A 12,630-nucleotide genomic window follows, 5' to 3' on the forward strand; every position below is an offset into this window, starting at 1 on the left:
CACTTGCTTTTAAATGCTCCTCTTCTGGTAAGTGTGCATTCAAATGTTTTTCTTCTCCTATAGGTGCATCAAAAAGCTTTTCCTCATCATTTCCAGAATCGTTTTTCAAAGAGTTTTCCGCTATAGATTTCTCATTAAGTTGAGCAATATAATCCATCACATCTTTTTGCTGTCGCCCAGCTTCATCCCCATTAGACTGATCAATGTTCGCAACGAGTGGAGATTGAGGAATCATTGATGCAACACCTCCCTGATCTGAGAAGTCATACTTTTGTTGCTCTGGCGCCTCTTGTACCTTAACAGTATCCTTTGAAACATCCGGCAATGGAGGCATTTGGCGCTTTAAATCATCTGTAGACATAATCAATTCTGCTGGCGTTTTTTTCCCAGCTTGTTCTGTCCCTGCTTGAGAACCACGAATAAGCTCTGTAGGACTCAATTTTTGTGGAGTATTATCCCCATTGCTCACATCAAAAGAGTTTGTGCTAAAAGCAGCAAGTTCCAACGCTTTACGCTTTCTATAAGCTTTTTCACGCTCTAATGCATTTAATTCTTCTCGCCAAAACATCACTGCACCCTTTCCATCTCAAAACCAAGCTTGCTATAATCCACATGCAAAAAACCTGTCGCCTTATGCAAGAAAACAGCTTCTGGCTTTGACTTCAAAACATCCTGTGCCATCACCCCGCGATAGCGCTCTGGGTGCCCCTTGTAGTTGTATTCATAGAGTTTATAGCCATTTCTCTGCCCAGCTTCTCTGATGTTTTCTTTTGCTCTGATATCACTAAGCCCAGCAAAAGTACCAAGGATAGTTCCAACATTTCCAACAATCTCCCACGGATTAGGTTTTGGCTGTGGAGTCAATGTCGTCATTTGTCCTGTTCGCGTTCCATAATTTCCAGCAACAGCCCCACCAGCTGCAAGCAACTTACTTAACTGGTCCCAATCAAGATTGTTCTGCTGCTCCCATTTTTGCCGCTCTTCATCTAATTGCCGTTGATGATTGGCATCAAGTACACTCCCTCCCGTCAACGCATTAAGATTTGCCTGACCTTGACCTTGAAAGAAGTTATTGGCGCCCGCCAACTGATTTTGGTTTGCTTGGTCAATGAGACCATTGGCATTCATCATGTTGTTGACATCTTGGTTATATTGCTGTGATAAAGCTTGTGTTGCTATGCCCCCCAATTCATCAGCCAAAACCCCAGTATGCGCCCCAGAACCATAACGCCCAGCACCTGCCAATGAACTATTAATAGAATTTGTTGCCTTATTTAATGTGTTTTGAAGCGCTTCATCAAAGTAAGGGTTATTGCCTATTTGTTGCCCTGAAGCCATGTTCTTTAAGTTTTGGCTTGTTGCATTTTGCCCTGTCGCTATTCCATTTAAAGTGTTGTTATCATAGTTATGCGTATTATTGCTAAGCCCATTAATCGCATTCTTTGTTTGATCACTTAAACCCGCAACACGCTGCCCGTCATAAACGGCTTTTCCGCTGCCTTGGTTATAAAAAGTCATGGCATCCTTAGCGGCATGTTCAAAAATACCTTTTGCCCATGCAGGGGGTTCATTTGTTTGCGTCGTGTTTTGGGTATTCTGGATTGGTTTAGAACTTTTTCCCATGTTAAAGCTGCTTTCTATATTCTAAAAGATTAACGAGATATCCATGCGTTTTAAGAGATTTTTCCCACCCTCGCCTGCCTATGATGACAAGCTCTTTTGCCCCTTTTTTCTTGTAATAGGCCTCAATCTGAGTGATAAGCTTTGTTAAGGGTGCTCCTCCCTTTCCACCAAGCGTGACAACAACCGCCCTTAATGCTCCAGTGACGAGTTCTTGTAACTGTGTTGTGACATGCGCCATAAAGTTTTCATGCGCATCAACGATAATCCAAAGAACTTTTTCTCCCTTCAAAATATCGTTTAAAATGGTCTCTGTATTATAATCATCAGGGAATTTTTGATTAAAATAAGCTATCGATTTTATGACATTGTCAAAATAGGGCGCCATTTGTTCAGCGCTCCATTTTTCTGTATTATAGATCTTAAAACTCATCTTATGCCCGCGGGTTTGAGCGTTACATCAAAGCCTGTTATATGTGTCCATGGCGTGCCTTCTGGTATTCTCAGACGCAAAGCGTGATAACGCGCCCGTGAGCGGATATTATACATCCCAATATTATAGCCGGCATAACGCTCTTTAGCCCAATTTAATTGGTTCTTGTTATCAATGATAAAAGCCGCCCCAACACTTAAAAAACCTTTTGTTGTATCCGCTTGAACAAAAGCCTCACTCATCAGGTTGATTTGCCTGCCCGTATCCCCCACAATTTGTGAAGCAATAACTGCTTCCATTGGAGGACCCGCAAAAAAACCAAATGTGTTGTCTGGCGTAAAGGCTCCCAAAACAGGCGCACCATTTTGCCACATCTTACTATCAAGAGAAGCTGGTAAATCTTTCAAGCTCTCTTGTACTTCGTCTAAGCCTTCTAATGTATAACCGGCTGCAAAAAGGGGAAATAAGAGAAGGTTTTGCCCATTAATGACACTCCATATTTGCAAAAGCCAATCATAAACATAAATATGCATCCCTTCAGTGTTATCATTGATAGAAAAATAAACACGAGAATAGACCGGATCAATACATGCTCTCATCTCATCAATGGCAAAATTATTGTAAAGTGTGAAGATGGTTTTATCGACTTTACCAAAGCCTATAGGGAGCATTTCACCAGCACTGTTGATTTGATAAAAACCATCATCAGAGACAAAGAAAGTACAGTCTCCACGGCTTGCAATTGCTGTGCTGCTTTTCGCCCCTATTTTGTCTTTTATTTTTGCAAAACTGAATATAATTTTAGAGCCTGGTACAAAGGTTGCATGATAAATGGCGGAGCGCATGAAAATAAGTGGATTTGTTGATTCCGTAGACCCTTGAACATATTCTCCATCGGGAAAATCTTGATAATCGCAACTTTTCTCCCCAACCGTCCAATGTGTCGCATCATTCAAACCGGACCACTGAACACGGTTTGGCTTATCTGTTAATTGCATCAGGCAAACAAAATCACCCCACACACGCACAAGTCCAGCACGCGGGGGATTACCACTCAAATCACAAAACCTTTCATCCGTTTTTAACGAAAGCATTTGTGGTGGGTCATTGCTATTAACAGCAATGATATGATCACCAAAGGAGGCAAAAGACCAAAGTGCAGTCTCATTGGCGTGATATTGTGTGTGAGGTTTGCTAATGTCTTTCCAGCCGCGCGTGCTGTTGTCATATTCATAAAGTTTTGTTGGTGCCCCCACAATGATGCGCACACCACCCAATGAGCGCACCGCATAGACCCCCAAAATCACATCCGGAAAAGGATCTGAGACCGGCGCCACAATGGGAAACGGAATATACGAATTTGGTGCAGGTAAAACGTTCACGATCTCACTAGAATAACCACTATTAATAAATGCAACATCTGGTCTATACTCAGCAATAGGAATAAAGGTCATCAGAAATCCGTGTGTTGAATTTTTAACAAATTCTTGCGCCGTGATGTTTCAATTTGAAGCGCATCGAGTTGCTCTTGAAACATGGCAAAAGCTGCCGCTGCCATCTGTGGTTCTTTAATAATATTGGTATAAATTTCATATTTTGCACGCGTTTTGATCAGTTCATAGGCTTCTAAAAACCATATGGACGCTTCTTGTGCACTCTCAATATCTTTTATTCTTACAGGGTCAAGAATAAGCCTGATAGAATAAACGCGCTCTGGTGTTGGATACAAGACAAGCTTTTGTTCAAAATAAGCATAGCGTGTAGGCATGCCATGGCTACAATCATCCTCAAGATTCTCAATAACAAGAGGATCTACCTGCAAAAGCTTTGCTTTGCTGTGATTATCTTCATAAACGTAAGCATCAACAATGCGAACAGCAGCCGGAATAACTGGATTTTCCTCTGCGCCATAACGGCTTTTGCCCTTTAGAGTGGTAAAAACAACTTCGCGGCTTTCATTGAAATAAAAAGGCAATCGTTCACAAAAGCGAATAGCCGAAAATATCGCCCTTTGCACTTGATCAACATACTCATCTGTTTGATCATCTATTTCATCCTGAATATCGTTTAACATCTGGATAAAATTTTTATCCCAAGGAGCAATGGTCTGTTTGTCTCCAATCGGACCACCTGTCTGTACTATTATTGTCATATCAGCCTCTTCCAAATGTATTGGGGCATCTTGTATAGGAGGGGGACGCAAGCAATAAACGCCCCCTTGCCTTTAACGATTAGTGTAAAACTCAACAATCACCTCAGCATCACCTTTGGTGCTTTTCTTGTCTCGTGTCATGTAAATCGTACTTTCAGCTTCTAATGGAACATCTCGTTCCTCCATAGGGAGGTACAGATTGCCATCGGTAGATTGCCGAAGCCCTACATCTCCATAATCATTACCATGAGGCTCTTTTCCAAATGTAGCTGTTACATCTTCAAAATCCTCCATGGTATAAGCTGTAATACTTTTTATAAAAGCCCCTCGGGGTAGAACGCCAATTTTTGTTATCAACCCTTGATCTGTACATTTAATACGCGCCCGTAAAAAACTAACCTGCTGCGTAGAGTTGTTGCGTCCTTGCAAAACAGGTGGCAATCCCTCATCTATTATGCCAACGGTTTCAACAGTCTCAACGGTCTCAACAGGTTCCTGTGTAATTAGCGATTTTTCTGCCATAATTGTCATCCTTTAATAATTAGCTTGCTTCGGCAAAAGAAGGGATAACAATCGTACCAAAGTCTTGTCCCCCTTGATCAGAATGCGGCAAGGTATAGCGTGACTTTTTCATGCCGATAATGGTTTTAGCTGCAACCCCAAATTCACGTTGATAATCAAACAGTTCTTCAACAAGTTTATAGCGTGTTCCCCCTTTCCCATCGCCTCCTGTTGCTCCATTGCCAACGCGCCCATAAGCCATGATAACACTTTGCGCACCAAGCAACACAGCACGACGAACAGAGGGAACAGGCTCTTGTGTCTTTGAATTGATACCATTGGGGACATGTTCAGCTTCACGTAAGATAACTCCATTATACATCCCCAGAGAGCCATCAAAAATTGGGTTCTTAGCTCCAGAGCCATCATAAGCTGCCTTGGTAATGTCTAACCATTGCCCGCTCTTTGTATTGGTACGCAATTGAGTTACCTGTGTTGGGTGGAGATACATCACATATGCCGATTTTCCATCAACACGAACCGGACGCAAACGTGGATTAGCAAGTTTTGCGCGTTCAACAGCCTGATCTATAAGATCTAATGTAAAAACATCGTCTTTTGTAAGTTCTTCATCAGTCTTTTTCTTATTGGCACGAATAATACGCAATTTGCTTGGCTCTAATGGAGCATTAAAACCATAGTGTACGGGTTTAAGGGTTATGGTGCGTCCCTCGAAGTGAATCCATGGTGCTGTATAACCTGCTGCCTGAATGAAGAACATCAAACTTAAGCGATCTGCATACCAATCAACAAGCCCATCTTTTGCTTCTGTTCGTAAATTAAATAAAACACGTTGTTGATCAATGGTGCCTTCATATTTTACGCGTACAGCATGAGAAAGCTCGTTAATACGCACCGTTTCATTCATAAATTGGAGTGCTTCTTCATTGCCTTCCAGCGTTTGTCCCTCGCTAACGCCATCCCCCATAAGTTGGACTCTTAATCCGCTCGTCACAGAGTCACCAGCGGATTTTCCTAGCATATCCAATACTTGAATAATGCTGTTTTTTCCTTTTCCCATCAGCGGTGCAATGGGCAACGCTTTTGAAGTTTCTGTGTTTAGCATCTTAGCCCAAACGCCAACGGCTAATGGGTCATTAAGATTTACCTGTGTTACTGCCATTTCAATCAATGCCTTTCTTGGTTTTAAAACTCGCCTTGCGGCACCCCCAAACGATAACAATCACTTGGTTCTCTCTGTTGCGTCACCACGCACATCTCACGCTCTGCTCATAATTTGTTCAAATTTTTCGGGATTTTTCTCAACCCATACAGCAAATTCGGCTTCTGGCATGGAAAAGAGCGTTCTCACATCCATACCGCCTGTTGGAACTTGTCCGCCGCGCGCTGTAAGCGTCCGCGCTGCTTGAGAACGCTCTTGAAGAGCTCCTACTTCGTCCTTAACGGGCGCGCCACTATAGCCAAAAGCTTTTGCTTTTTGCACCAGCACCTCAATTGGATTTATACCGGCTTTCTGACACTGCTGGCATATTTGGCGCAATTCAGCACCAATTTGTTGTTGCCGTGCCTCTGGGTCTTTCCATTGTGGATAAAGGCTTGCTTGCGCTTGTAAGACACTGTCTGCTCTTTCATAGAGATAGTCCGTGATACTGTCTAAATCTGGATATTTATCTTGTACTTGCGCTTTGGCTTCCTCGAAATAATCCCCCAACTTTTGGCGTTCATATTCCTCTTGACTCATGCGCTCTTGGCTCTCTCTCATATGAGAAAACTCATCAAGCAATTTCTGTTGTTCTTGTACCTTATGACTAAGCCATGCAAAATGTGCTTTTGGGTCGTCTTCTAGGGAGGGAATATTTTCCTCACGGCGGCGCGTGATTTCTTCCTGCATTGCGGCATATTTTTGCGCAAGTTCAATAGCCAATTCACGCGCTTCAATGGCGCTTTGTTCTGCCTTTTGTCGTGCTTGCCGCTCTTGCTCTAGTTTATCAGATTCTATTACATCAGAATTTGGCTGCTCTTGAAGTGGTTCTACAGCTGGCTGTTCAGAACTTTCCTCTGCATCAAAAACTTCCTCAACTTGTTCTGGCTCGACCAACTCAACAGCATTATCACTGGCAAAATGTTCATCATAGATTGCTTGTTCTTCTGGCGTAAACTCTTCTTCCATATTCTGTCCCCTCAATGTGCTATTATATTTTTTGTCAAAACTCGATAGTGTTCCAACTGTGTCTGTAAAGCTTTGCGTTCTAAATCACGCTGCGCTATCTCATTTTTTGCCTGTTGAAGTTCGAGCTGCATGCGCGCTTGTTCTTGTTTCAAGAAAAGTTCGATATTTTTCTGCTGCAATGCCGCTTGTTTCTGCTGTGCATCAAGTTGATAGAGTGTGCTCTTTGCTTGCGCTTCTTGCTGTAAAACAGCAATCTTTGCTTGTTGCTCTGGAGTTAATTGCGCCCCTTGGCTTTGTTGCATCATCTGCTGTTGCTGTTGTTCTTGTTGTGCCTGCTGTGCTTTCGCCGTTAAATTTGCTACCAATGTTGCCGGTAGTGGGGAAAGCTTTAAAAGATCTGGAATCATCTCCGGTGTTAAGAACCCACCAAGCAACGGCAACATCTGCGTAATTGCCGCAAAAGTTTTCTCTTTTTCATTGGGGCTTGTCGGTGAATCATCAACAATAATGTCATACTCAAGCGTCGTAACAGCTTCACGCGTCAACGGCACATATTGGGCATTCTCTTGTCCAGAAATACGTACCAGACGCCCATCAGAGAGATAATTCTGGATAAGATAAAGGATAATCTTTCCCTGCCTACACCGATAAAGCTTGAGATTATCAAACAGCCCCGCAAGCAAATTAAGCGTTGATTGCCGGCGTGTATTTTCCAGCACATTGGCTTGGTTGACCTCCCGTGTTCCGATAAACTCAGCCGATAACCCTGTTACATGCGTTATCGCTTCACGCGATTCATTAAACAGCTGGAAAAATCCATTGGGAAATTGTGCACTTGGCTTTGGTTGAATTTTCCCTCCTGTAAGCGCGCCATTTTTAACCCAAGTAATCGTATCCGTTCGCGCCCAGCTTTCCATGGCTTGGCGATCATCATCGAAAGCGCCTCGTTCTGCCATCAAGCCGCCCTTAGACTGGCTATTAAGGATATACATCACTTGGCTAAAATATTTATTCGACCATTTTTGTGGATCTTTTGCGGGGCGAACAATCCCGTAAAACTGGTTTTTAAGCTTATCCAGCGTGCCCGTGATACACTCCCACCCAAGTTGCCCATCAGGTGCTAATGGCTTATCGGGCTTTGCTAAAAGACGTCGTCCCAGAAAAGCGCGTCTCACCACTTTTTTATTAAAACACACCCCTTGTAATTGTGGCATTACCCTTTGAAGCTGTTCAAACTCCTGTTTGCTATAGTTGCGCATCTGGCCGGTTTGAAGATCAGGCGCCTTGTAAGTGGTCTCATATTCAAACCAACGGCATTCAACCAGCGTAACATAGCGTTTCCCAGAATACGGATCTGAGAGAGAAGTCGCATTGGAGTCATCTTGATACGCATCAAGCGACACATGAGAATCCTCAGAAGCGGTTGTACTATCGATAGCCCAATCGGCGTTAAGATCTTCAACAGCAACATCAGGAAAAAGACTTTTAGCATCCTCAACGGATTTGCGATCAACATACCACATACGCTGTGCGTCAATGAGATTTGGTCTTACAGCATTAGCATCCCAAACCATTTTTAAGGGATCTAAACGTTGAACAGCAGGTATCCCTTCGGGATCTGTATCATAATCAAGCCGCGTATCTGTCCAGCCCATACCGCAAATAACCATATCCTGAAAAGCATCGGAATCGGCATATTCCGCCTCCGCCTCATCACGAAACCATTCTGCTGCTCCAGTAAGCAATTCATTGGGTATTGCCGCTCCCATTTGCCGTGGTTGAAACTGTACTTCGCGCTTATTATTACGCTCCGCCCCAACAATAGCATTCACAAGGGGTGCAATGCGGTTAAAAGTCATGACAGGACGGCGTTGCTCTTTTAAAACCGCAAGATCTTCCTCTGCCCATTGACGACCATTATAAAAATCAAAATCTTCACGCGCCTGTTCACGCCATTCATTAACATGTTCAATATCTTCTGCGTACCAAGACTTTAAACGCTTATAGAGTTCATATTCATCGAGGATTGTCGTTTTTTGAAAGTCTTGATCTAGAATGCCATCCATGATGCCGCTTCTCTTTCCATAGTGCAATAACGCTCTTGCTTGGGTTTGACACTGGGTGCTTCATAGACAATGCACATTAAACCAAAGGCATCCGCCCCATGGCTCGACCAATCATGCTCTGCACCCAAACCAATGCCGCGCTTCTCATCCCATTTCTCATGATACCAATTCAGTGCTTTGCGCCCTGCTACCGTCATCTCTTCATTAAACCAAACAGACGGCAAAATACGCCGCACCGCCTCTATACGCATCTTAACCGCCCCTGCCCCTTGATTAGGGATCACTTGCGTTTCAAAACCCGCATCATTTAAAGCACTCTCAAAACTCACATTGTGCACACGGTCTCTGGTCGCACCATCATGGAGCAAAACCATCAATGCCTTCTCATAACCATTGTGACGCAACCAACCGATATGTTCCGATAAAGGCTGCCCCTGTGCTTCGTAATAATTAAGCACTCTGATTTCTCGCCCCACAAACTGTGCTATCCATATCGCCGTGGCATCTGCCTTGGCGCCTGTCCCCCCAATGTCCCAAAAAGCACGTATTTGCATTAAAGGGTCACGAGCAACACGCCCTATCCGCCCCTCTTGCTCGGCTGCCAACATTTCCTTTTGATAATAAGCACCTTGAACCGCTTTCAGATAATCCCCTTCCCAGATATGCTTATAGGTCTCTGGACGGTTTCTCAGATCATCCAATCGTGCTTCATTCAAGATCTTGGGAAACTTCGGATTGTCTGACCAGTTGATCTCTACACGCTTAATGGCTTCATTGTCTGAAAAGCGAAACCGCTTCTCAACGGGGGCATTCTCTCGTAATGGATTCCATGTCACCCATAACTCTGCCCGCCATCCTTCTCCTTCTTCTCGCAAAGTCGGTATAAGCGTTTGCCAAGCTGTCTCTGTAACGGGCTCTGCCTCATCAACCCAACAAAGCAAAATACGCCCCATAGATTTGATACTTGCAATATTCCGGTCAAGACCAGAAAACTGAAAGGCTATACGACCATCAATTGACTTAATCGACGACTCCCCAACCTTGTAATAGTCCTTTAAAAAGTCGTGCGCTTCAATGGCGCGTTTAATCTCCTCTAATGAACTTTCTGCTAGCGAATTTTGAAACTGCCTTGCACAAAGTATAGTGCCTGATATCCCTTCCCTACCAAATTGATAGCCTTTTAAAGCAGCCATCAAGGCAAATGATCTTGTCTTTCCAGACCCTCTTCCACCCCAAGCCGCACGCACCAAAGCCTTATCTGTAAAAATCGGTATAAGCTTTGGAACAATATTAATCTGTCGTGTTGTCATGAACTAAAGGCGCGATTTCCACACGCGTTATCATCTTAATCGCCCCGCCATCTTCCCCTGTCACTTGAAGAGGCAAAATCTTCCCTAACAATGCCAAATAAGCAGCGGGGCATTTGATTGCCTGTTTTTCGAGATAAGAGACCAAACCATCATCACCATATTTCTTACCAGCGCGCTCTGCTGCCTTAAGCACTGCTTCTTTCAAAATACGTGTCGTTTTATTTGGCACACCTTTTACCCGCCCTTGACCTGCCTTTGGGGGCGTTCTTTTTGCAAGTTTTTCAGTGGTTTTCATGTGTGTTTCTTTTTGTAAACAAGACAATAAAAAACCCCGCAAAAGCAGGGCTCTGAACAATCATATAAACTTATAAGAAAGGTTATACCTTTACCGTAATTCTAGACGCAATTCGACTAGTACAGCAACGCCATAAAACACTATTTTTCATATCCTGTCAATAAAAAAATCACGATATTGTGTGTTTTTTATTTTTTTCACCTAAATCTAGTGTCTTTAACAACCAACCACTCACAATTGTATCATCTAAACGAATCAATTATATGACTAGAAACTAATAAAAAGCGGGGGAGAACAATGCGTGATATTGTCATAGTAATAGTGGGTATACTCATCCTATGGGCTATAGTCTCTGACATGCGGGAAGAAGCAGAGAATGGTCGGAATACAGAATTTCAAGGTACTCTTTTATTAGCCATAGTACTTGGGGTGCTTTGGTATCTTGAATTTTCAAGAAACTCTTTATTAGTAGTAGCAATTTTGTTGTTTGCTTGGAGAAATTACCTAGGAATAATAGCAAATTTTGAACATGATCGCTTAGTCGAATACTCTCAGATGGCGTTTGATTATGAGAATGAAAAAATTAATAAAGCGATTATACAACGAAACGAAGCAGTTAAGGAAAACAGTAGGATGGTCGATAGACACTACAAAGCGATTAAGGAACAAGAGAAAATAATTGAGGAATTATACGAAAAGCTTTGGCAACAACAGAAACAGATAATGATAATGGAAAAACAGAATGAATCTGGTTGAGAAAAAAATCAATTAAAAATTCAATACTATGATTAATGATTAATAAAAAGGGGGAGAAAATGTGGTTTATTATAGGAATTGTAATCCTTATCTTAATAATCCCAATATTAATTGATATTATTATATTAGTAATTTACGGCATTGGATTATTTCTAGGGGGCATACTTGAAACTCTAAAAGAGTTCCTAAATTTAGTAGGAAAAATACTATTAACAATAATACTGCCAACGTTAGAAACTATCGATTATGCTTTTACAAAGGATAAAAGCAAATGGAACGAAATAATTGAAAAACGAGAAAGATTTAGAGAACATAAAGCGATTAAGAAAAAAAACGGAGAAAAAACGATAAATTATTACTTTCGTTTTGCTAAACGCAGCTTATTTTTATTCTTACGCCTTATGGCACTCTCCTATTTCACAGCAGTGGTTACCTTTATAATTATGTTTTCTACAGGGTACATCATTGCTACGTTTTTCCCCCGCTCTTTTGCCCCTTATTTGTTAGGGACAACTATTTTAATGCTTACTCTTCCCCTTACAGTCTGTATGGCACCAATCCAATATAGAATACAAGCGCTACCTGTTTCATTTTTACTACAAACAATGCTTCTCTGGATTCAGTTTCGCGAAAACCTCTCTATGGGTATTGTATTCTATATCGCATTCTTTGAGCTATTCGTATATATATTATTTAGCTTTTCTCACGCAGTATTTATAGCCGAAATATCAGAAGAGCAATCAACTGCCTTTGAAACATTATAACAAACATTTACCATTTAGTTTTTCTGTCAAAATATTTATGAAGCGCGTTAAGAGCGACCCGCAATGAATTCACAAGATGTGGTAATGTTTTGTCTTCGACAACAATATATTGTATTGCTGCATAAAGATTATACTGTCTATAGAGATGTTGTGTTTCTTTTATCACCTCTTGCATATTAGAAAACTGTTCTGTTGCAAATTCAACCCATTTTTCTCTTGCTTTGTCATCAGAAGATGATGGTATTTCGTCATAAACAGCGCTTGGTAAACCTTTTGCACACAAATAGTCATTTTTCACTTCAAGATATTTTTGCGCAGCATCATACTGGTCTTGAGTAAGCACACCTTGCAAACAAAGCCGCCCAACATAAGTACCAGCAAGCGGATTTTTAGCCTCTTCTATGGTCAAGCAGAAGCGTTTAGCACGCATTTCAATTGCCAATTGATTAACAGGATCTTGACGTACTTTCACTTGTGAAATGTAAGCATCTTTCTTTTTCATACATCCCCTAATCTGTGGGAGCCCACATGTTTCTCTTTGC

Annotated in this window: 13 protein-coding genes and 1 pseudogene; 2 read left to right on the forward strand and 12 right to left on the reverse strand. The window is 42.1% G+C overall.

Annotated elements, in window-relative coordinates; translation table 11 throughout:
* The 11 genes and pseudogenes from ACFIL8_RS05710 to ACFIL8_RS05760 form a co-directional block, all read right to left on the reverse strand.
* Positions 1-568 (reverse strand): annotated as a pseudogene (locus tag ACFIL8_RS05710) (hypothetical protein); the annotation flags it as partial.
* Positions 568-1,623, reverse strand: coding sequence for a tail fiber domain-containing protein (locus tag ACFIL8_RS05715; RefSeq protein ID WP_375612496.1), 1,056 nt, complete (start codon positions 1,621-1,623; stop codon positions 568-570). The pseudogene ACFIL8_RS05710 and the gene ACFIL8_RS05715, both read right to left, overlap by 1 nt.
* 1 nt (position 1,624) lies before the next feature.
* Positions 1,625-2,008 carry a hypothetical protein gene (locus ACFIL8_RS05720; protein WP_375612500.1) on the reverse strand — a complete coding sequence of 128 codons (384 nt, stop codon included), beginning with the start codon at positions 2,006-2,008 and terminating at the stop codon, positions 1,625-1,627.
* Between the two features lie 41 nt (positions 2,009-2,049).
* Positions 2,050-3,507: a hypothetical protein gene (locus tag ACFIL8_RS05725; protein WP_375612495.1), complete on the reverse strand. Its 1,458-nt coding sequence runs from the start codon at positions 3,505-3,507 to the stop codon at positions 2,050-2,052.
* Complete coding sequence (locus ACFIL8_RS05730) at positions 3,507-4,205, reverse strand: hypothetical protein (protein WP_375612494.1); 699 nt, start codon at positions 4,203-4,205, stop codon at positions 3,507-3,509. Before ACFIL8_RS05730 ends, ACFIL8_RS05725 begins: the two co-directional genes overlap by 1 nt.
* A 72-nt stretch (positions 4,206-4,277) precedes the next feature.
* Positions 4,278-4,727, reverse strand: coding sequence for a hypothetical protein (locus ACFIL8_RS05735; protein WP_375612493.1), 450 nt, complete (start codon positions 4,725-4,727; stop codon positions 4,278-4,280).
* 19 nt (positions 4,728-4,746) lie between these two features.
* Positions 4,747-5,889 carry a N4-gp56 family major capsid protein gene (locus tag ACFIL8_RS05740; RefSeq protein WP_375612492.1) on the reverse strand — a complete coding sequence of 381 codons (1,143 nt, stop codon included), beginning with the start codon at positions 5,887-5,889 and terminating at the stop codon, positions 4,747-4,749.
* Positions 5,890-5,985: 96 nt separating this feature from the next.
* Positions 5,986-6,897, reverse strand: a complete 912-nt coding sequence (locus ACFIL8_RS05745; protein WP_375612491.1) for a hypothetical protein — start codon at positions 6,895-6,897, stop codon at positions 5,986-5,988.
* Between the two features lie 11 nt (positions 6,898-6,908).
* On the reverse strand, positions 6,909-8,963 hold the full coding sequence (locus ACFIL8_RS05750; RefSeq protein WP_375612490.1) for a portal protein: 2,055 nt from the start codon (positions 8,961-8,963) through the stop codon (positions 6,909-6,911).
* Positions 8,948-10,273 (reverse strand): PBSX family phage terminase large subunit, encoded by a 1,326-nt coding sequence (locus tag ACFIL8_RS05755; RefSeq protein WP_375681439.1) that lies wholly within the window; start codon positions 10,271-10,273, stop codon positions 8,948-8,950. Before ACFIL8_RS05755 ends, ACFIL8_RS05750 begins: the two co-directional genes overlap by 16 nt.
* Positions 10,254-10,568: a hypothetical protein gene (locus ACFIL8_RS05760; RefSeq protein WP_273724397.1), complete on the reverse strand. Its 315-nt coding sequence runs from the start codon at positions 10,566-10,568 to the stop codon at positions 10,254-10,256. The genes ACFIL8_RS05755 and ACFIL8_RS05760 overlap by 20 nt, the downstream gene beginning before the upstream one ends.
* Positions 10,569-10,865: 297 nt before the next feature.
* On the opposite strand from ACFIL8_RS05760, the gene ACFIL8_RS05765 reads away from it, so the two are divergent.
* Positions 10,866-11,324, forward strand: coding sequence for a hypothetical protein (locus ACFIL8_RS05765; RefSeq protein ID WP_375612487.1), 459 nt, complete (start codon positions 10,866-10,868; stop codon positions 11,322-11,324).
* 59 nt (positions 11,325-11,383) lie between these two features.
* A complete protein-coding gene (locus ACFIL8_RS05770; protein WP_375689115.1) occupies positions 11,384-12,088 on the forward strand; it encodes a hypothetical protein in 705 nt (234 codons plus the stop codon).
* Positions 12,089-12,095: 7 nt separating this feature from the next.
* Here the strand turns inward: ACFIL8_RS05770 and ACFIL8_RS05775 are convergent, their stop codons facing one another.
* On the reverse strand, positions 12,096-12,590 hold the full coding sequence (locus ACFIL8_RS05775) for a hypothetical protein (protein WP_375613681.1): 495 nt from the start codon (positions 12,588-12,590) through the stop codon (positions 12,096-12,098).
* Between the last annotated feature and the right edge of the window lie 40 nt (positions 12,591-12,630).

The organism is Bartonella sp. AP57NXGY, assembly GCF_042195805.1.
Taxonomy (GTDB): Bacteria; Pseudomonadota; Alphaproteobacteria; order Rhizobiales; family Rhizobiaceae; genus Bartonella.